We start from the raw sequence: 19,028 nt of genomic DNA on the forward strand, positions 1-19,028 counted from the left end.
CGTTCGATTGTCAGGAGATCGTAAATGGGTGACGCACAAGGCTTCCTGAAGCACACTTCCCGGGAACTGCCGAAGCGCCGTCCGGTCGAGTTGCGACTGCTGGACTGGAAAGAGGTCTACGAGGAGAAGTTCTCCCACGAGACCCTGCAGAAGCAGGCCAGCCGCTGCATGGACTGCGGTATCCCCTTCTGCCACAACGGCTGCCCGCTCGGGAACCTGATTCCCGAGTGGAACGACCTGGTGTACAAGGGCGCGTGGAAGGAGTCGTTCGATCGGCTGCACGCGACCAACAACTTCCCGGAGTTCACCGGCCGCCTGTGCCCGGCTCCGTGCGAGGCGTCCTGCGTCCTGGGCATCAACCAGGATCCGGTGACGATCAAGCAGGTCGAGGTCGAGATCATCGAGAACGGCTTCGACGAGGGCTGGGTCACCCCGGTCTACCCGACCCGCCTGACCGGCAAGAAGGTCGCCGTGGTGGGCTCCGGCCCGGCCGGCCTCGCGGCTGCCCAGCAGCTGACCCGCGCCGGTCACACCGTGACCGTGTTCGAGCGCGACGACCGCATCGGCGGCCTGCTGCGCTACGGCATTCCGGAATTCAAGATGGAGAAGCGGTTCATCGACCGCCGCATCGCCCAGATGGAGGGCGAGGGCACCATCTTCAAGACCGGCGTGAACGTGGGCGTCGACATCACCGCCGACGAGCTGCGCGCGCAGTTCGACGCCGTGGTGCTGGCCGGTGGCGCGACCATCGCGCGTGACCTGCCCATCCCGGGTCGCGACCTGGACGGCATCCACCAGGCCATGGAGTTCCTGCCGCTGGCCAACCGGGTGCAGCTGGGCGATCAGATCACCGACGAGGACGGCCTGCCGCGCATCAACGCGCGCGGCAAGAAGGTCGTCATCATCGGCGGCGGCGACACCGGCGCGGACTGCCTGGGCACCTCGCACCGCCAGGGTGCGGAGTCGGTCCACCAGTTCGAGATCATGCCGCGGCCGCCGGCCGAGCGCGCGGGTTCCACCCCGTGGCCGACCTACCCGCTCATGTACCGCGTCTCCTCGGCCCACGAGGAAGGCGGCGAGCGCGTGTTCTCCGTCAACACCGAGCGTTTCGTCGGTGCGGACGGCAAGGTCACCGGCCTGCAGGCGCACGAGGTCAAGATGGTGAACGGCCGCTTCGAGAAGGTCGAAGGCACCGACTTCACCCTCGAGGCCGACCTGGTGCTGCTGGCCATGGGCTTCGTCGGACCGCAGAAGAACGGTCTGCTCGAGGGCCTGGGCGTGGGTTACGACCAGCGCGGCAACGTCAAGCGCGACAACGATTGGGCCACCACGGTTCCCGGCGTCTTCGTCGCCGGTGACATGGGCCGCGGCCAGTCGCTGATCGTGTGGGCCATCGCGGAGGGTCGCGCCGCGGCCGCCGCCGTGGACAAGTTCCTGGAGGGCGAGACCGCCCTGCCGTCGCCGATCACCCCCACCATGGTGGCGCAGCGCTGATTCAGCCTCCGGGCTGAGACGGAACTATGAAGCGCCCGTGGACCTTACGGTCCACGGGCGCTTCGCGATTTTGAGGGGGTTTGGGGGCCGCCCCCCAAACCCCTCTCAGCCTCAGCTCGGCTGCGGGCGAGTCATAGTCACCGTCAGGTGAATCGGGTTGTCGTCCACCGGGAGCCAGCGATTGCGCAGGGTGGCGGGGTGGGCGACGACGTCGCGGGGGCCGAAGCTGTACGTGCCGACGCCCTCGAATTCGATGTCGAGGCGACCGCGGACGACGTAGATCGCCACCTCGCCGTCATTGTCGAGTTGCCACCATTCGGAGGCGTATTGCCCCGGGGCTATGACGTATTCACTGATGTCCAACTGGGAATCGGTGCCCAGGGTCATGAAGCGGCCGATGGCGGAATCCGGGCGATCGGCCACGGGGATCAGATCGCCTTCGTCGGCGCGCACGATGCGAACCAGTTCGGCGGCGGGGGAGGGGGCGGGGAGCAGCGTTCCCGGGGATACCCCAAGGGCTTCGGCCAATCGGTAGATGGTGAAAACCGAAGGGGTGGAAGCGCCGCGCTCCAGCTGCGACAGGAACGCCTGGCTGATACCGGCTTTCGCGGCGAGGGCGCGGGTGGAGAGCCCGGCCTTCTCGCGCAGCTCACGCAGCAGCGCGCCGACTGATCTGGCTACTCGGTCCTCTTCGAGGGATTCCACCGGGCGGATTCACCTGACCTTAACCGTCACCGACTGCTGTCGTAACTCGATATGGCAATTCTGATTGCTCAGAGCGATCAGCTCCGGGCATTGCCCACAGCCTATCGAGTAATCAGGAGTTGCCATCATGCAAGGCACGGCAACGACTCGGCGGTTCACCGTCGAGCAACGCGGCATCGACCGCGTCCCCGTCGGAGAACGGCGCGGAACCCCCTTCCACCTGGCCGGTCTATGGGGCGGCATCGTGCTCAACCCGTTGACCGTCGTGTACGGCGCGCTGCTGGTGAGCTTCGGTCTCTCCCCGCTGCAATGCCTGCTGGCGGTGCTGATCGGCAATCTGACCTGGATCGCCACCGGACTGGTCAGCCTGATCGGCCCGGCGGCCGGCACGCCCACCTTCGTGGTCAGCCGCTCGATCATGGGCCGCTGGGGCAATCGACCGCTGGCACTACTCAACTGGCTCATGCAGGTCGGGTACGAGGTGCTCGATCTGGTGCTGATGGTGCTGGCCGTGACGGCACTGCTGGATATGGCCGGCGTGGAAATCGGCGGCACCGGGAAACTACTGGTGATGGTGGCGCTTTCGCTCGCCCAGAGCGCGCTGCCCCTGCTCGGCCACGCCGCCATCCTGCGCACGGTGCGCACCCTGATCGTGCCGTTCGCGGCCGGTTTCGCGGTGCTGGCGTATCTGACGGCCGATCGGCTCACCGTGCCGGAAGCGCCGGATGCGGGCTGGGCGGCGTTCCTGGGCGGAATCGCCTTGGTGGCCAGTGGTTCCGGGCTCGGCTGGACCCCCAATGCCGCCGATGTGGCGCGCTACCTGCCGGTCGGCAGTGACCGGCGGCGGGTGGTCGGCGCGGTGGCGCTGGGCGCGGGCGTACCGCAGATCCTGCTCATGCTGGTGGGTGTCGGCGTCGGATTCCTGACCCCGGCGGCGAGCGATGTGGTGTCAGGGCTGCCCGCCGCCTTCCCGACCTGGTTCGCGGTGCCGTTCCTGCTGCTGCTCATCGTGCAGCTGGGATCGTTGAACGGGTTGAATCTGTACTCCTCGGGTCTCACCCTGCAGGCGGCCGGCGTACCGCTGGGCCGGGTCGCGGCGGTCGCGCTGGATTCGGTGGCCTGCACCGTACTGGCCGGAATCGTGCTGGCCTCCGGCGATTTCAATACCGCGCTCAGCAATTTCCTGCTCTTCATGATCGTGTGGTTCGCCCCGTGGTCGGCCATCTTGGTGGTGGACTACTTCCTGCGCCGGGCGAGCTACTCGGACGCGGAACTGGAGCGGCCCGCCCGCTGGGGAACACCCGGGCTGATCGCCCAGGCGCTGGGCATGGCCGCGTCCGGCCTGTGCCTGGTGACCACCATCTGGTCGGGCTGGGCGGCGCAGGCACTGGGCGGGCTGGACCTGTCGGTGTTCGCCGGGCTCGCGGTCGGCGGCCTCACCTACCTGCTCTTGGCGCGCCGCGCGCGGCCGGTCCGGAGCGTACCGAATACCGAAGCGACGGAAGGAATCACGCTGTGACCGCACCCGATATCCCGCTCATCGATATCGCCGCCTGGCGCACCGGGACCCCGCCCCAGCGCGCCGCGCTGGCCGCCCGGCTGGACACCGCCATGCGGGATTCCGGATTCTTCCTGGTCGCCGGGCACGGCATCGAGCGCGCGCTGATGACCGAGATCCGCACCGCCGCACGCAAGTTCTTCACCCTGCCCACGACGGTGAAACAGCCGTACGCGACCACGGTCGGCGGGCGTGGCTGGCTGGCCACCGGCGTGGAAGCCAATTCGTACTACGGGGAAGCGCCGGATGCCGCCAAACCGGATCTGAAGGAGACCATCACGGCGGGCCGGGAGCTCAGCACCGGCGATCCGGTGCTCGACGCGGCCTGGTTCCCGCCCAATGTGTGGCCGGCCGAGGTGCCCGAATTGCGGGATCTGGTGCTGGATTACACCGCGCAGGTCCGCGTGCTGTTCCATGATCTGCTCGAGATGTGCGCCGTCGCGCTGGGCTTGGAACCGGACTATTTCGTCTCCCGCGCCGGGCGGGCCGCGGAGTCCATCAATATCAACCGCTATCCGCCGATCACGGTGACCGGCCCCGCCGCCGCGGGGCAGTACCGGGTCGGCGCGCACACCGACTGGGGCACCCTGACCATCCTGGATCGCGAAATCGGTTACGGCGGGCTGCAAGTGCTGACCCGGGACGGGCACTGGGCCGACGCCCCGAACGTGCCCGGCGCTTTCACCGTGAACATCGCCGACATGCTGGCGCGCTGGACCGGCGACCGCTGGCGCTCCACCCGGCACCGGGTGCTGCCGCCGCCCGCCGTCGCGCCGGACGAGGATCTGATCTCGCTGATCTGCTTCTACGAGATCGACATGGATCTGGAGATCGTCCCCTTCGACCCGCCGATCGGCGGCGGCGCGCACTATCCGCCGGTGCGCGCGCACGACTACATGACCGAACGAGCGAAAGCGGCTTCCATTGCCTGACAGCGTCATTGCCGGAAATCCCAGTCTCGACGAGAAGCTGGCCTTCGCCGCCGCCATGCCCAAGGTCAGCCTGCACTGCCACCTCACCGGCACCCTGCAGCCGCGCACGGTGGCCGAGCTGGCGGCCAAGCACGGCGTGCCCATGCCGGACGGCCGGACCGCGGAGAACCTCTACGATCACGCGTCCTACGAGGACCTCGGCGAGTTCCTGCGGGTGCTGGACCTGGTCGGCGCGGTCATGCTCGACCAGGACGACTTCCATCGCACCACCTACGAAACCCTCACGCTCGCAGCCGAACACAATGTCATCTACCGGGAGCTGTTCATCAGTCCGCCGTCGCATCCGACGGTGGCCTATTCGACCATGATCGAGGGCATCACCGCCGGACTGCGCGATGCCGAGGCCGATCACGGCATCAAGTGCCGCCTGATCTTCGCCATGAATCGCAATGCCGATCCGGCCGACGGGGTGGAGCTGGTGCGGCAGGTGATCGCGCACCGCACCGACGACATCGTGGGGATCGGGCTGGACTACGAGGAGGTCACCGGCCCGCCGGAGCGTTTCGCGGAGGCGTTCGCGCTGGCCAAGCGGAACGGTCTGCGCCGCACCGCGCATTCGGAGTCGGGCCCGCCGCGCAATATCGTGACGCTGCTGGACGTATTGGATTGCGAGCGCATCGATCACGGTTATCACGTGGTCACCGATCCGGAGCTGACCCGGCGCTGCCGCGATGAGGGCATTCCGTTCACCTGCACCCCGGTGAGTTCGGATATCGGCCGCTATTCGGGTTCCGGCGACGGCACCCACGCGGTGATCGCGGCCATGGTGGACGCGGGGCTGGCGGTGACCATCGACGGCGATGATCCGCCCATGTTCGGCACGGATCCGACCGAGGATCTGGCCGCGCTGGTGCGCGCGCTCGACTACGGTCCCGAACAGTTGATGCGTTTCACGGCCGCCGGGATCGCCGCGGCGTGGCTCGACGAAAGCGAGAAAACCGCGCTCAGGGCCCGGACCAGCATGTTCTGAAACATGTTCTAGTCAATTTCCTGAAATCCTGGACAGGAGACCAGTTACACCTGTTTACTAGGCGCTCGGGTGGCCTGGATCACCTCCGAGTATCCGCAGAGCTCGGCTTGCTGTTCTTTTGTCCCGGAACGAATTCCGGGCTCTTCGGAGGAGAAACCATGTTCCGGACTCGGACGACTGCCGCCGCGGCCTCGGCCGCTCTGGTTATTGCCGGATTGACCGTCGGATTGGACGCCGCCACGGCGAATGCCGCGAGTGGTTGCGAGGTCCGGAGTTTCGAGACCAAGAAAGACATCAGCACGGTCGGAATCACGCACACGTACGAGAAGTACGCGACCGCGGATTCCATCGGCGTGGGCACCACGGTGACCTACAAGATCGTCGTCGGCACCACCGGAATCGGAAATCCGTACGTCAACACCATTACCGATTTCCCGGCCGCCGGACTCGGCGCGCCCATCAAGACCTCGGTCACCGCCTACCACGCGGGCACCGGCCAGCGCACCGAGGACGTCACCGCGGTGCCGAACGCCGGCGGCTGGAAGGTCACCAGCACCGGCTGGTTCGTGAACTCCGGCAACCCGGTCACGCTGACCATCACCTACCCGCTGAACGACAGCATCAAGGCGGGTCAGCAGGTCACCAGCGGCGGCGTCGGCGTGGCCGGCACGGTCGGCGTCAGCAATGAGATGTCCGGTCTGACCTCCTGCTTCACCGCCCGCGGCGCCAATGCCGGGGAGACCGTGCTGGGCAGCCTCGGCGACAACGGGCTCGGTTCGGCCGACGGTCAGCTCAGCTCGACCGGATCCTTCAGCGACATCCTGTCGGACATGCTGAAGAAGTTCCTCGGCAGCTGATCCCCGCTTTCCCGGAATCGATGAGGACCGCACCGATGTTCATCCGAAAACTGTCGCGACTGGCCGCGCTCTCCGCTCTCGCGCTGGCTCTGGCATTCGCCGGGCAGACCGGTGACATCGGTGCGGCGAGCGCCGATTCCGATGGCGCGCAACTGCTCTACGTCGACGGCTCCGGCGGCCGGGTGCAATTGCTGCACGTGTATTCCGCCGCCATGGAGAAGACCATCACGCTGCAGGTGATCCTGCCCGCCGACAACAGCGCGCCGCGGCCGACGCTGTATCTGCTCAATGGCGCCGGCGGTGGCGAGGATGCCGCCACCTGGTTCCAGCAGACCGATATCGTGCAGTATTTCGCCGACAAGAATGTCAATGTCGTCATTCCGATCGGCGGCAAGTTCTCCTATTACACCGACTGGCAGCGCGACGATCCCAAACTCGGCCGCAATATGTGGCAGACCTTCCTGACGCGGGAGCTGCCGCCCATCATCGACGCGGCGCTGCACACCTCGGGAGCCAATGCCATCGCGGGCATCTCGATGGCGGCCACCTCGGCGCTCAATCTGGCCATCGCGGCGCCCGGTCTGTATCGGGCGGTCGGCTCCTACAGCGGCTGCGCGTCCACGAACGACGAGACCAGCCGCGCCTTCGTGCGATTGGTGATGGAACGGTCCGGCGCGGACGTGCGCAATATGTTCGGCCCCGACGACGATCCGGCCTGGGCGCGGCACGACGCCGTGCTGAATGCCGAGAAGTTGCGGGGGCTCACCCTGTACATCTCCAACTCGACCGGATTGCCCGGAACCGAGGACACCCTCGAGGCCCCGAACATCGCCGGCCGCACCAGCACGCTGGCCAATCAGATCGTGCTCGGCGGCATGATCGAAGCGGCCACCAATCTGTGCACCCACCGGCTCGCCGACCGCCTGAGCGAACTCGGCATCCCGGCCCAGGTCGAATTCCGGTCCGGCGGAACGCATTCCTGGCGGTACTGGCAGGACGCCCTGCACCGCTCCTGGCCGATCCTGGAGGCCGCGCTGGTCCGGTGAGCGCCGAATCGGACGGAAATCGGATGATTTCGGACGTTTTCCGAGGCTCGGTGGCAGCGGCGGCAACGTGCCTTTATTGTTATGCACGGTGTGTCGCCGATCTCGTCGGGTAGGCGAGGTTCGCGCATTTCATAACGGGCGGGTAACCAGCGTTAACCCAGCGTGCACCCTGAGGTCACGAGGCGATATCACCATGATGAGGACTGGGACAGAAGATGGTCCCGGGCAGGCATGTGTGAAGTGGAGCAGTATGCGGTTGAAGAATATTGTCGCCGCTGCGGGGGCAGCGGCGAGTGTGCTCATGTCGGGAGTCGTTCTCGGCAGCGGCCCCGTTACAGCGGACCCGGGGTGCCCGTCGCTTTACACGGTGGCAGTCCCCGGCACCTGGGAAACCGGTCACGACAAGACGCCGCAGCCCGGCATGTTGTCGACCGTCACCAATGGCCTACCCGGCGAGGTCGAGTACGTCACCTACGCCGCGACCGCATTCCCGTGGGAGGGCGACGTTTACGGCGCCTCCAAGAACGAGGCGCTCACGCACGCCCGGGCCGCGGTGCAGAACTTCGCGGCCCGCTGCGGCTCGACGAAGATCGCCATCACCGGCTACAGCCAGGGCGCCGACGCCGCCGGTGATCTCGCCGCCGAGATCGGCACCGGCCTCGGCGTGGTGCCGCCGGATCGCATCGCCGCCGTCGCGCTGATCTCCGATCCGCGGCGTTCGCCCAGCGACATCCAGGTCGGTCCGTTCGCGCCCGGCGCGGGTGCGGGCGGCGCGCGCATGGGCGGCTTCGGTTTCGTCGCCGACAAGGTGCGCACCGTGTGCGTCGTCGGCGACCTCTACTGCTCCACCGAGGAAAGCGATTTCATCACCCGGTTCGCGGGTTTCCTGGCGCAGACCTCCAACCCGAACCCGCTCAACCTGTGGCGCTACCAGCTCGAGGTCGGGTCGATCATCAATGACCTGATGGCTCAGGGCGGTATTGCGACCCTGCAGGCGCAGCTGAGCGAGGGCGCGAACGAGGAGCGGGTCAAGCAGTTCGACCAGTTCTTCAAGACCGGCAAGCACACCAGCTACGGCAGTTACCCGGTCGGCGGCGGGCAGACCGCGCTCACCTGGATGCACAACTGGATCGCGACCAACGCGTAGTCGCGACGGACTCAGGTTCGAAAGGGGTTTCAGGGGCTTCCCCTGAAACCCCTTTTCGCAGGGGCAGCTTCGCGAAAGCACCTCCGGGCCGCTCTCCGAATGGAGAGCGGCCCTCGGCATTCCTGGGGATCAGCTACCGAAGGAGCCGGTGGGCGGGAGCACGCCAGGGCCCGGGAGCGGGTTGTTGTTGCGCGGTCCGCCGTCGCGCCGGTGATGGTCGCCGTCGTGCGGCCGCCCGCCGTGCGCGTTGTTCCAGTCCGGCGCGCTGACCGGGGCGATGGCCGCCGGATCGTCGGGGGTGGCGGCCGAGGCGGGAATCGCGATGAGCGCGACCGGAATCGCGGTGAGCGCACCCGCGACGGTCAGTCTGGCGGTCAGGCGACGGATCCGGGACTGCTTCGAGATGGTGTTCAACGTGAAACCTTTCTCCGTGGGAGTGAGCCGCGAGGGGGGAGGGGCTCACGAGTTCCCATCGAAGAACCCGGCGCTGAGAACGTCGTTCGATCGCGCTGGGAATTGGCTGGGAGGCCGGATCGGCCTGCTCAGCTGCGCGGCGCCCGATTGCGGGGCAGCAGGTCCCAGACGTGCCCGTTCTCGTTGATGGTGGCCGCGGTGCGCGTCCCGGTGCGCGAGTACAGGATCCGGGTGATCGAGCAGTAGTCGATCGGGAAAGTCAGCGGCCGGGCCAGCCCGAGCACGTCCTGCAGCAGCACATTGATCACGCCGCCGTGCGCGAAGACGACCACGGTCTCGGTGTGGTCGGCGGCGGCCACGATCTCGGCGACCGTGGTCAGCACGCGCGTGGTGAACGCGCCGGCATCGATCGGCTCGGGAATGTACCCGGCCTTGATGCGCGCGTACACCTCCTGGAAATCGCGCTGCGCGTCCTCGATCGGAATGTAGGCGGGCAGGTCGCGGTCGTACTCGGCGAGATCGTCGAGCACCTCGATGTCCAGGCCCAGCTTTTCTGCGGTGGGTCGCGCGGTTTCGCGGGCGCGCAGCTGCGGGCTGCTCACCACGCGCGCGATGGCGTGGTGGGCGAGCGCGGCCGGCACCCGCCCGGCCTGTTCGGATCCGATCTCGGTGAGATCCGGGTCGGCCGGGCCGGAGGCATCCGTGACACGACGCGGCTGGGCATGGCGAACGAGGATCAACTGCACGTCACCACTGTGCCGCACCGTGCCATCAGTTGGCGCGGCGGGTCGGGCCCGTCAGCCCTGGTTCTTCTTCTTGTTCTGCATCAGGTACACGATGCCGAGGATCAGCGCGACGATGCCGATGCAGCAGACGGCGGCGAAGATCCAGAAACTGCCGCCCTTCTTCTTGCTCGACTTCTTCGCCGTGTACTCCATGGCGGTGGTCCAGGTGTCGGGGTTCGCCCAGACGGTGTGGTCCAGCAGGTTGGCTTGGGACATCAGTTCCAGGTACATGGTTAACCCCATCGGTCGAGCGGCAAGACGGCCTCCTCCCGGGGCCGTCTTAAAGGTTAGCCGCCGGTTCTGTATTGCGGCACAACTTCTTTACGAGGTGGCGAACTCTCACCCCTAGGTGTTGCGCGGCTTCACCAACGGGAAGGGCAGCGTCTCGCGAATGCTGCGGCCGGTGATCAGCATGACCACCCGGTCCACGCCCACGCCGAGCCCACCGGTCGGCGGCATGGCGTGTTCGAGGGCCTGCAGGAAGTCCTCGTCCAGTTCCATCGCCTCCGGATCGCCGCCGGCCGCCAGCATGGACTGCTCGGTGAGCCGCCGCCGCTGTTCGACCGGATCGGTCAATTCGCTGTAGGCGGTGGCGAGTTCGACGCCCCAGGCCACCAGATCCCAGCGTTCGGTGACGCCCGCGATATGCCGGTGCGCGCGGGTCAGCGGCGACACCGAGGTGGGGAAGTCGATGTAGAAGGTGGGCTCCTCGGTGGTCGCCTCCACCAGGTGCTCGTACATCTCCAGCACGATCTGCCCGGCGTCCCAGCCCAATTGGCAAGGCACCCCGGCCTTGTCGCACAGCACCCGCAGCCGGTCCTCGCCGGTCTCCGGGGTGATGGTCTCGCCCAGTTTCTCCGACACCGCCCCGTGCACGGTCTTGACCGCCCATTCGCCGGAGATGTCCACCTCGGTGACGGTGCCGTCCTCGGCGGTGCGCAGCGCCACCATCTTGCCGTTGGCCGCCAGCGCCGCCTCCTGGATGAGCTGGCGGCAGGCGTGCATCATGCGCTCGTAATCACTGTGCGCCTCATAGGCTTCCAGAATCGTGAACTCGGGATTGTGGCTGTAGTCGACGCCTTCGTTGCGGAACACCCGGCCCAGTTCGAAGACCTTCTCCATCCCGCCCACACACAGCCGCTTCAAATACAGTTCCGGCGCGATGCGTAGGTAGAGGTCGAGATCGTAGGCATTGATGTGGGTGGTGAACGGGAGGGCGTTGGCGCCGCCGTGGACCTGTTGCAGCACCGGGGTTTCCACCTCCAGGAAGCCCCAGCCGTGCAAGGTGTCGCGCAGGGAGCGCACCACGGCGCTGCGCTTGGCCATCACCTCGCGGATATCGGTGTTGATGGCCATGTCGACGTAGCGTTGCCGCACTTTGGCTTCCGGGTCGGCCAGACCCTTCCACTTGTCCGGCAGCGGGTGCAGGCACTTGCCGAGCATGCGCCAATCCGCGGCCAGTAAAGACAATTCGCCGCGGCGGCTGCGCCCGATCTGACCGCTCACCTCGATGAGATCGCCCAGATCGAAGAACTCGTGGAATTCGTCGCTGCGCTTCGCCCCGACCCGTTCGCGGTCGATGACCAGCTGGATCTCCCCGGACCAGTCCCGCACCACGGCGAACACGACGCCGCCGTAATCGCGAATCCGCAACAGCCGCCCGCAGACTCGCACCGTGGTGCCCTGCGGTGCGCGGCGCGCCCCGGCGACGGTGTGGGTGGGGGGATAGGCGACCGGGTAGGCGTCGATGCCCGCGTCGTTCAGTTTCTCCAGCTTGTCCATGCGCACCCGCACCTGTTCGGGGCGGCGCGGGCCGGATTCCTCGAGTTCCTCCGGCGGCAGGTCGGGCAGGCTGCCGTCGGCGTGCAGTCCGGTCATGGTGTCGGGCACCGAGGAGCGGACGCCGGTGTGCGCGGTGGCGTCGGGTTCCTTGCCGATGCGGGGCAGGAAGCCTTCGGCGATGGCGCTGGCGGTGGCGACCCGCACCAGGTGGCGGCGGTCCTCGAACATCGAGAAGCGCGGCACCCAATCCGGCTGGTATTTCACATTGGAGCGGTACAGGGCTTCCAGCTGGTACCAGCGCGAGAAGAACATGAGCACGCCGCGCCACAGCCGCAGCACCGGGCCCGCGCCGATCCGGCCGCCCTCTTCGAAGACCGAGCGGAAGACCGCGAAGTTCAACGAGATTCGCGTGATGCCGTACTGCTCGGAGGTGAGCGCCAGCCGCGAGATCATCAATTCCATGATGCCGTTGGGGCTGGTGCGGTCGCGGCGCATGAGATCCAGCGAGACGCCGGTGCGGCCCCACGGGACCAGCGACAGCATGCCCAGCACCCGGCCGCCGGAATCGACCGCCTCGACCAGCAGGCAGTCGCCGTCCAGCGGATCGCCGAGCCGGCCCAGCGCCATGGAGAAGCCGCGTTCGGTCTCGGTGTCGCGCCAGGCGTCGGCGCGGCGCATGACCTCGCGCATCTCCTCCGGTTCGAGCTCCTTGTGCCGCCGCACCCGCACCGAGATGCCCTGTTTGGCAAGGCGGTTGGCGGCCTGGCGGACCTGTTTCATCTCGGGTCCGGCCAGGGAGAAGGTGCGGGTTTCCAGAATGGCCTCGTCGCCCAGGCGCAGCGCGGACAGGCCGGCGCGGCGGTAGGCGGTGGCGCCGATCTCGCTGGCGCCCATCACGGCCGGGGCCCAGCCGTACTGGTCTGCCAGCCGCAGCCAGGCGTCGATGGCGTGCGGCCACGCCTCCTTCATGCCGATCGGGTCGCCGGAGGCCAGGCACACGCCCATCTCCACGCGATAGGTGACGGCGGCCTTGCCGCTGGGCGCGAACACCACCGCCTTGTCGCGGCGGGTGGCGAAGTAGGCGAGCGAGTCCTCGACGTCGGAGCGGGCGATCAGGCCGCGCAGCGCGGATTCGTCGATGCCGGTGAGCGCGTTGGAGGCCCGCTGCGAACGGAACAGCACGATCACCGCGGCCAGCAGCGCGAGGGCGCCGAACAGGCCGAGCAGCAGGTTCACCGGATGCGGCGGATGCCCGTCGAAGTCGTCGTTGCTGACCAGGATGGCGGCGGTGACCCGGGAGACCGCCCACAGCGGTCGTTGCGCGCCGCCGGGCAGGCTGCCGGGGAACAGTTCGACCAGTCCCCAGCCGAGCAGGCAGCCCAGCGCCAGGCCGCCGGCCAGCACGCCCAGCGCCCGCCACACCGCGCCGCGTTGCACGTGGGTGTAGAACTCGGACCAGGAGGCCAGCAGCAGGCCGATCACCAGCAGGTGCACGACCAGGGCCATCAGGGCGCTGGTATCGCCTTCGGAGGCGAAGTCGAGGGCGTTGGCGAGTGCGTACGCCGCCATGTAGCCGAGCAGCAGCCACCAGGCGATGCGTTTGCGGCTGGCGGTCGCGCCCGCGAGCAGGCCCACCACCAGCGCCCACACCAGCGAGGTGTCGGGCGCGTCGAAGTAGTAGGTGTCGACGTAGTGCCGCAGTCCCGCGGTCAGATACCGCAGGCCCGGCGAGATGCTCCACAGTGCGCAGAAGGTGGCGAACACGCCCAGGACCAGGCCCGCGATATGCGGCACCTCGCTGAAGCGCCCGTGTCCGCGATGCGGCACCTCGGATTCTCGCGCGCCCGATCTGGGCTCGATGTCCTGGTGTTGCCGGTCCTGCGTCGAAGTCACCGCACCAGTGTGAATGTTGCCGCCGCCCATGTGCACTCAGAACCCTGTTCGTGTCCGCGTGGCGTATGTCTACCGACCGGTTGCGGGGCCCCTATTTGGTCTCTCGCGACCCGCGGGTGAGGATGTACCCATGTCGGAGCCAATCGATGTCCCGATCGCGGACGATGTAATTCGACTCGGCCAGTTCCTGAAACTGGCGAACCTCATCGATTCCGGTGCGGAAGCCAAGACCGTCATCGCCGAAGGACTGGTCCGAGTGAACGACGAAGTAGAACTCCGTCGCGGCCGCCAGCTACAAACCGGAGACATCGTCACCCTCGCCGGCCACAAAGCCCGCGTCTCCGCCGGATAAAGGGTTTCTCGGGGGCAAGCCCCCGAACCCCCCGAACCCAGCGGAAACCGGGCCGTCGGCGAGAGTTCCGCGGCTCGCCCGCAAGCGTGCTGCCGAAGCCCGTCCGCCCCGCAACCCCGTGGGTTCGGAGGCTGCCCGGAGCGCCGGCCCCTCTTTCCATGGGGTTTCAGGGGCTTGCCCCTGAGAGTTACGAGAGTTGTCTAACTCTCGGCTCGCACCACGACGCCGTCGGAGTCGCTGTAGAGCATGTCCCCGGGGACGAAGGTGATGCCGCCGAATTCGACGGGCACGTCCTTGTCGCCGGTTCCGGTCTGGGTGGACTTGCGGGGGTTGGTGCCCAGCGCCTTGATGCCGATTGGCAGGGTGCGCAGGATCGCGGAGTCGCGGACGGCTCCGTTCACCACGACTCCGGCCCAGCCGTTGTCCACGCCGCGGCCCGCGATGATGTCGCCGACCAGGGCGGTGTGCACGCTGGCACCGCCGTCGACGACGAGCACGCGCCCTGCGCCGGGCTCGCCGAGGGTCTGCTTGACCAGGAGATTGTCCTGGAAGCAACGGATCGTCACGATGCGGCCCGCGAAAGCCTCCACACCGCCGAATTGAATGAACTGGGTATCGCAGCTGCGGATCTCAGGGCCGATCTCATCGGCTAGGTCGGCAGTCGCCACAACGTTTGCTGATTCGGTCACGAGATCATCTTGTCAGGGCGAAAATGCGCAAGTCGCGCGTGGTGCGATTGCGGTAGGCCGTGTACGCCTCGGTGGTCTCCTCGAACCGCGCGAAGATCTCCCGCTTGCGCTCCTCATCGGTGATGAGCGTCGCCGTCACCGGAATCCGCTCCCCGGCGATGGTCACCTCACCGTGCGGGTCGGCCAGCAGGTTCCCGGTCCACGCCGGATGATGCGCCTGGCCGAAATTGCTGCCGATCACGTACAGCGTGTCCCCGTCGTGCACGTACAGCAGGGGAGTGGTCCGCGGCTGCCCGGATTTGCGCCCGGTGGTGGTGAGCAGGATCAGTGGCGCGCCGATCGGCCCGAGCACGGTGTATTTGCCGGCGGTGCGCTCGAGCACCCGGCGATCCAGTGGGGTGAGCTTGCGGACCACCAGCGAGCCGAATTTGCTCGCGGCGAACGAACTGGCAAGGCGGTTAAGGATTCCCGTGCGCGAACCCCAGATGCGGTCCGGAAACTGCTCACTCATGTCCGAGTAACTTACCGGGGTTCCCGATACGTTGCCGGGCCGCTCGACGATCTACAGGGGACGAATGATTCGGCGGTGTGCTCCGGAAACCCGGCGCATACTGGCGATTACCCGCTAGGCGATCGGGGGGAGTTCATGAGTGTCGATCCAGCCGTGGATTCGGGCGCGGTCGACGAGACCCGATCCCTGCTCACCGCCGTAGCGGCCCGCTTCACCGCCGCCTGGGAGCAGGCCGCCGCCCCGCCCGACCTGGTCCGCTTCCTGCCGGAGGCGACCCCGGAACTGCGCCGCCTGTGCCTGATCGAGCTGATCAAGGTGGATCTGGAATACCGCTGGATCCGCTACGACTTCCCCAAACGCCTGGCCGAATACCGCCTGGAATTCGACGAATTGCGTTCCGGCCCGCTCCCGCTCGATCTGGCCTACGAGGAGTTCCACGCCCTGCGCCGCTCCGGCCGCGGCATCGACCAGAGCGGCTATCCGACCGAGGCCGGCCCGACCGCGGCCTGGGGCGAACGCGACTACCGCAGCACCCTGATCGCCCGCCCCGCGGCCCGGGAAGCCTTGGACGGCATCGAGGTCGGCGATCGGGTGGACGATTTCGATCTGCTGGTGGAACTGGGCGCCGGCGCCTTCGCCCGCGTCTTCCTGGCCCGCCAGCGCTCCATGCAGCGCCTGGTGGCGGTGAAGATCTCGCAGAATCACGGCACCGAATCCGAGACCCTGGCCCAGCTGGATCACGAGAACATCGTCCGCGTCTTCGACCAGCGCCTGATGGCCGACCGCGAACTCAAGCTCATGTACATGCAGTACCTGCCCGGCGGCACGCTGTCGAAGGTGCTGAGCCTGGTCCGCGAGCGCCCGCCCGAGCAGCGCGACGGCGGCCTGCTGCTGGACGCGGTCGACGCCGCCATGCGCGACAAGGGCGGCCTGGTGCCCAGCGAATCGGCCACCCGCACCGCCATGCGCGCCCGCACCTGGCCGGAAACCGTTGCCTGGCTGGGCAGCCGGCTGGCCCGCGCCCTGGACTACGCCGCCGCCAACGGCGTCCTGCATCGCGATATCAAACCCGCGAACGTGCTGCTCACCGCCGACGGCATCCCGAAACTCGCCGATTTCAATATCAGTTTCAGCCTGCACGTGGCCGGTACCAGCCCGCTCGCCTACTTCGGCGGCTCACTGGCCTACATGTCGCCCGAGCAACTGGCCGCCTGCCATCCCGGCCTGCCCGACACCGCCGAGCAGCTGGACGGCCGCAGCGATATCTACGCCCTCGGGGTGGTGCTGTGGGAATTGCTCACCGGCCGCCGCCCTTTCGACGACGAATCCCGCGCGGGCGATTCGGAATCCTCGCTGGAGCGCATGCTGCGCCTGCGCCGCCACCAGGTCGATCCGCGCCATCTGGCCGAACTGCCGCCCGACACCCCGCCCACCCTGCGCCGCGTGCTGCTGAAATGCCTTGCCCCGCAGCGTGAGGACCGCTGGGCCACCGGCGCGGCGCTGGCCCAGCAGCTGGACCTGTGCCTGGACCACCGCGCCCGCGATCTGGTGGATCCGCCCAGCGGCAGCCTGCGCGCCCGCGTCGGCCCCTGGTCGCTGATCCTGCTGGTCACCGCCGCCACCTTCATCGGCGACTATCTCGGCATCCTGTACGCCAACCTGCACAACGGCCCGCTGTTCACGCTCTGGTTCACGCCCGAAGTACACGCGCAGTTGCAGGTGGTCGGACTGTGGCTCGGCTTGATCAGCACCCCGGCCGCGGTCGCGCTCACGAACTATCTGTGCCGCAAGGCGTTCCTGGTCTGGCGCGGCCTGCGCAAGGGCCGTGCCTACGAACCGGAAGCCCTCGCCGTGGCGCGCCGGGACACCCTGATCAACGGCGACCGGGTGGCGCTGCTGGCCTTCCTGTGGTGGGTGGTCTCGGCGATCGTGTCCACCATCGCCCTGATCGTCCTCACCGATCTGCCCGCCGACCGCATCGTGAATCTGACCGCCACGCTGCTGGTCGCGGGCGCCATCGCCACGGCGTATCCGTTCTTCCTGGTGACTTTCGCGGTGGTGCGCTGCTTCTATCCGCGGCTGCTCTCGCACGGGGAGACCGCCGACGACGGCCGGGCCCTGCGCGCTCTGGGCCGCCGCTGCACCCTGTATCTCGCTGTCGCCGCGGCCATTCCATTGATCGGCGTGGTGGTCAGCCTGATGTTCCTGAACTCGCAGGAGGTGTCGCTGGTACTGGCCCCGATCCGCTGGCTGTGCCTGCTCGGCGTGCTCGGTTTCATCGGGAACTATTGGCTGTTCCGGCAATTGGAGGCGGATCTGCGCGCTTTCGAACGCGCGCTGTCCACCCCGCTCAACTGAGGAACCAGAACCCGAAGATCCCCGCCCACATGATCCCGACCGCCACCCCGGCGACCGCGAACCCCTTGTCGTCGCGTTCGGAATCGATGGCCAGCGCGACCAATCCCAGCACCACCGCCGGCACCGCGGTGATACCGCAGATCACCCCGAACAGGCTGAGCACGAACGCGGTGATCCCCATACCGCGTTGCCGTTTGGCCTGCGGCGGTTGATAGAACATCGGCGCCGCCGGATACCCCGGCATATTCGGATACACCGGAATGTTCGCCCGGATGGACGGCAGCCCGCGCATGGCGATATCCAGATCCGCGAAAGTCCGTGCGGCGAGCGCCTGTCCGATGCGTTCGGACAATTCGTCCACCCCGATCCGCCCGGCTTGGAAATTCTGTTTGAGTGCCTCGACCGTGCGTTCCCGATCCGCGTCACTCGCGAGGAAATGCTCGCCTGCCCAGTGAGGTTGCATGGGGCTCCCCGTCGAACCGTGCCGAATCCTGCTGCCTACGAGCGTATTCCCGGAAATGCCGGTGTGCCCGGATGGAGACCGGAACCACAGCGTTCCCTCAGGCGCGTCCGTGCCGCTGTTCGTAGGCCTGCCGGTCGGCGTTCTCGCGGGCGCGGCGGTCGGCGTCGGCGAGGGCCGGATCGAGGCCGTGCTTGATGAGCCGATTGCGGCGGAAGACGTAGGTGAGCGCCGCGGTGAAATAGATGAGCGGCAGGTAGAGCAGCGCCATCATGGCCAGGCCCACCCATTTCGGGCCGGGGACGAGCAGGAAGACGCAGAGCACCGGAATGATCGGGATCAGGATCCGCAACATGTAGCGCCGGGTCGCACCGGGGCCGGTCAGATCGTTCAGCACCCAGTCGTGCATGGCGGGCGGCAGGGTCCGGCCGCAGATGTAGCCGAGCCGCTGGGCCGGGTTCGGGGTGCTGCGTTCGGGCATGTGCCCAGGATCCTCGGCGGGGGAGTGCGAGGGCAACTCAGGGGGCCGGCGGCTTTGGCGACCCCGGGCGGTCAGGCGTTCTCGCGCTCGGCGTGGAAGGCGGCGACCTGGGTGGTCAGATTGTGGGTGGAGCTCTTCACGGCCAATTTCACGAACGGCTCGATGGTCTTGCCGAGCAGTTTGCCCGCGATGCCGCCCGGCACCCGGTAATCGACGATGGCGTCGATGGTGCAGGAGTTCTCGCCCCGGTCGTGGAACAGGAAGGTGGATTCGATCTCGAAGCCCTTGATGGACTTCACGGCAATGGCTTTACCCGGTTCGTGCCGCACGATTTTGATGGTCGAATGCAGCGTGATCGGGCCGAGGCCGATGGTGCCGTCGAAGGTGGCGTCCACGCCTTCGGTCTGCTCGGTGAGCGGTTCGAATGCGCTGATCTCATTGATGAAGCGCGGCAGGTGCCGGTAATCGTTGACATAGGCGAAGGCGGATTCCGCCGAGGCGGCGCAATCCGCGACGATCTTGACTTCGGTCATG

At 67.5% G+C, this 19,028-nt stretch carries 19 protein-coding genes; 9 read left to right on the forward strand and 10 right to left on the reverse strand.

Annotated elements, in window-relative coordinates; translation table 11 throughout:
• Nucleotides 1-24 precede the first annotated feature (24 nt).
• Nucleotides 25-1,494, forward strand: a complete 1,470-nt coding sequence (locus NY1_RS24610) for a glutamate synthase subunit beta (RefSeq protein WP_067717918.1) — start codon at nucleotides 25-27, stop codon at nucleotides 1,492-1,494.
• A gap of 111 nt (nucleotides 1,495-1,605) precedes the next feature.
• On the opposite strand, the gene NY1_RS24615 is transcribed toward NY1_RS24610, so the two are convergent.
• Nucleotides 1,606-2,199 (reverse strand): helix-turn-helix domain-containing protein, encoded by a 594-nt coding sequence (locus tag NY1_RS24615; protein ID WP_084535297.1) that lies wholly within the window; start codon nucleotides 2,197-2,199, stop codon nucleotides 1,606-1,608.
• Nucleotides 2,200-2,326: 127 nt separating this feature from the next.
• Between NY1_RS24615 and NY1_RS24620 the strand changes: the two genes are divergently transcribed.
• The 6 genes from NY1_RS24620 (at nucleotide 2,327) to NY1_RS24645 (ending at nucleotide 8,769) form a co-directional block, all read left to right on the forward strand.
• Entirely contained in the window at nucleotides 2,327-3,718 is a 1,392-nt protein-coding gene (locus NY1_RS24620) for a purine-cytosine permease family protein (RefSeq protein ID WP_067717923.1), read from the forward strand.
• Nucleotides 3,715-4,689: an isopenicillin N synthase family dioxygenase gene (locus NY1_RS24625; protein ID WP_067717926.1), complete on the forward strand. Its 975-nt coding sequence runs from the start codon at nucleotides 3,715-3,717 to the stop codon at nucleotides 4,687-4,689. The genes NY1_RS24620 and NY1_RS24625 overlap by 4 nt, the downstream gene beginning before the upstream one ends.
• Nucleotides 4,682-5,719 (forward strand): adenosine deaminase, encoded by a 1,038-nt coding sequence (gene add / locus NY1_RS24630; RefSeq protein ID WP_233434463.1) that lies wholly within the window; start codon nucleotides 4,682-4,684, stop codon nucleotides 5,717-5,719. The genes NY1_RS24625 and add overlap by 8 nt, the downstream gene beginning before the upstream one ends.
• A 158-nt stretch (nucleotides 5,720-5,877) precedes the next feature.
• Nucleotides 5,878-6,576 (forward strand): hypothetical protein, encoded by a 699-nt coding sequence (locus NY1_RS24635; RefSeq protein ID WP_067717929.1) that lies wholly within the window; start codon nucleotides 5,878-5,880, stop codon nucleotides 6,574-6,576.
• A 35-nt stretch (nucleotides 6,577-6,611) separates the two neighbouring features.
• The gene (locus tag NY1_RS24640; protein WP_067717932.1) at nucleotides 6,612-7,622 is read left to right on the forward strand and encodes an alpha/beta hydrolase; all 1,011 of its coding nucleotides are present in this window, start codon (nucleotides 6,612-6,614) and stop codon (nucleotides 7,620-7,622) included.
• Nucleotides 7,623-7,872: 250 nt separating this feature from the next.
• Complete coding sequence (locus NY1_RS24645; protein WP_084535298.1) at nucleotides 7,873-8,769, forward strand: cutinase family protein; 897 nt, start codon at nucleotides 7,873-7,875, stop codon at nucleotides 8,767-8,769.
• A 129-nt stretch (nucleotides 8,770-8,898) separates the two neighbouring features.
• Here NY1_RS24645 and NY1_RS24650 read toward each other — a convergent pair whose 3' ends face one another.
• The 4 genes from NY1_RS24650 to lysX all read right to left on the reverse strand — a co-directional run bounded on the left by NY1_RS24650 (nucleotide 8,899) and on the right by lysX (nucleotide 13,643).
• Nucleotides 8,899-9,183, reverse strand: coding sequence for a hypothetical protein (locus NY1_RS24650; RefSeq protein ID WP_067717934.1), 285 nt, complete (start codon nucleotides 9,181-9,183; stop codon nucleotides 8,899-8,901).
• Between the two features lie 128 nt (nucleotides 9,184-9,311).
• Nucleotides 9,312-9,929, reverse strand: coding sequence for a histidine phosphatase family protein (locus tag NY1_RS24655; RefSeq protein WP_067717937.1), 618 nt, complete (start codon nucleotides 9,927-9,929; stop codon nucleotides 9,312-9,314).
• Nucleotides 9,930-9,980: 51 nt separating this feature from the next.
• Complete coding sequence (locus NY1_RS24660) at nucleotides 9,981-10,199, reverse strand: hypothetical protein (RefSeq protein WP_067717940.1); 219 nt, start codon at nucleotides 10,197-10,199, stop codon at nucleotides 9,981-9,983.
• Between the two features lie 114 nt (nucleotides 10,200-10,313).
• A complete protein-coding gene (gene lysX / locus NY1_RS24665) occupies nucleotides 10,314-13,643 on the reverse strand; it encodes a bifunctional lysylphosphatidylglycerol synthetase/lysine--tRNA ligase LysX (protein WP_067718341.1) in 3,330 nt (1,109 codons plus the stop codon).
• Nucleotides 13,644-13,773: 130 nt separating this feature from the next.
• Here lysX and NY1_RS24670 point away from each other — a divergent pair, with 130 nt between their 5' ends.
• Complete coding sequence (locus tag NY1_RS24670) at nucleotides 13,774-13,995, forward strand: RNA-binding S4 domain-containing protein (RefSeq protein ID WP_067717944.1); 222 nt, start codon at nucleotides 13,774-13,776, stop codon at nucleotides 13,993-13,995.
• A gap of 200 nt (nucleotides 13,996-14,195) precedes the next feature.
• On the opposite strand, the gene rraA is transcribed toward NY1_RS24670, so the two are convergent.
• Both rraA and NY1_RS24680 read right to left on the reverse strand, forming a co-directional pair.
• Nucleotides 14,196-14,684, reverse strand: coding sequence for a ribonuclease E activity regulator RraA (gene rraA, locus NY1_RS24675; protein ID WP_067717945.1), 489 nt, complete (start codon nucleotides 14,682-14,684; stop codon nucleotides 14,196-14,198).
• A gap of 4 nt (nucleotides 14,685-14,688) precedes the next feature.
• Complete coding sequence (locus tag NY1_RS24680; RefSeq protein WP_067717948.1) at nucleotides 14,689-15,195, reverse strand: nitroreductase/quinone reductase family protein; 507 nt, start codon at nucleotides 15,193-15,195, stop codon at nucleotides 14,689-14,691.
• Between the two features lie 135 nt (nucleotides 15,196-15,330).
• Between NY1_RS24680 and NY1_RS24685 the strand changes: the two genes are divergently transcribed.
• On the forward strand, nucleotides 15,331-17,553 hold the full coding sequence (locus NY1_RS24685; RefSeq protein WP_067717950.1) for a serine/threonine-protein kinase: 2,223 nt from the start codon (nucleotides 15,331-15,333) through the stop codon (nucleotides 17,551-17,553).
• Here NY1_RS24685 and NY1_RS24690 read toward each other — a convergent pair.
• The 3 genes from NY1_RS24690 to NY1_RS24700 all read right to left on the reverse strand — a co-directional run bounded on the left by NY1_RS24690 (nucleotide 17,546) and on the right by NY1_RS24700 (nucleotide 19,027).
• Nucleotides 17,546-18,016: a DUF1707 and DUF4190 domain-containing protein gene (locus NY1_RS24690; protein WP_067717953.1), complete on the reverse strand. Its 471-nt coding sequence runs from the start codon at nucleotides 18,014-18,016 to the stop codon at nucleotides 17,546-17,548. The genes NY1_RS24685 and NY1_RS24690 overlap by 8 nt on opposite strands.
• Nucleotides 18,017-18,113: 97 nt before the next feature.
• Nucleotides 18,114-18,494 (reverse strand): DUF5313 family protein, encoded by a 381-nt coding sequence (locus NY1_RS24695; RefSeq protein WP_067717955.1) that lies wholly within the window; start codon nucleotides 18,492-18,494, stop codon nucleotides 18,114-18,116.
• A gap of 71 nt (nucleotides 18,495-18,565) precedes the next feature.
• Nucleotides 18,566-19,027, reverse strand: coding sequence for an SRPBCC family protein (locus NY1_RS24700; protein WP_067717958.1), 462 nt, complete (start codon nucleotides 19,025-19,027; stop codon nucleotides 18,566-18,568).
• Nucleotide 19,028 lies beyond the last annotated feature (1 nt).

The organism is Nocardia yamanashiensis NBRC 100130, from assembly GCF_001613325.1.
Lineage (GTDB): Bacteria > Actinomycetota > Actinomycetes > Mycobacteriales > Mycobacteriaceae > Nocardia > Nocardia yamanashiensis.

Coding starts and splice junctions, on each gene's coding strand:
- NY1_RS24610 (WP_067717918.1), top strand. CDS start 25: ATGGGTGACGCACAAGGCTTCCTGAAGCACACTTCCCGGGAACTGCCG.
- NY1_RS24620 (WP_067717923.1), top strand. CDS start 2,327: ATGCAAGGCACGGCAACGACTCGGCGGTTCACCGTCGAGCAACGCGGC.
- NY1_RS24635 (WP_067717929.1), top strand. CDS start 5,878: ATGTTCCGGACTCGGACGACTGCCGCCGCGGCCTCGGCCGCTCTGGTT.
- NY1_RS24640 (WP_067717932.1), top strand. CDS start 6,612: ATGTTCATCCGAAAACTGTCGCGACTGGCCGCGCTCTCCGCTCTCGCG.
- NY1_RS24645 (WP_084535298.1), top strand. CDS start 7,873: ATGCGGTTGAAGAATATTGTCGCCGCTGCGGGGGCAGCGGCGAGTGTG.
- NY1_RS24660 (WP_067717940.1), bottom strand. CDS start 10,199: ATGTACCTGGAACTGATGTCCCAAGCCAACCTGCTGGACCACACCGTC.
- NY1_RS24670 (WP_067717944.1), top strand. CDS start 13,774: ATGTCGGAGCCAATCGATGTCCCGATCGCGGACGATGTAATTCGACTC.
- NY1_RS24680 (WP_067717948.1), bottom strand. CDS start 15,195: ATGAGTGAGCAGTTTCCGGACCGCATCTGGGGTTCGCGCACGGGAATC.
- NY1_RS24685 (WP_067717950.1), top strand. CDS start 15,331: ATGAGTGTCGATCCAGCCGTGGATTCGGGCGCGGTCGACGAGACCCGA.
- NY1_RS24690 (WP_067717953.1), bottom strand. CDS start 18,016: ATGCAACCTCACTGGGCAGGCGAGCATTTCCTCGCGAGTGACGCGGAT.
- NY1_RS24695 (WP_067717955.1), bottom strand. CDS start 18,494: ATGCCCGAACGCAGCACCCCGAACCCGGCCCAGCGGCTCGGCTACATC.
- NY1_RS24700 (WP_067717958.1), bottom strand. CDS start 19,027: ATGACCGAAGTCAAGATCGTCGCGGATTGCGCCGCCTCGGCGGAATCC.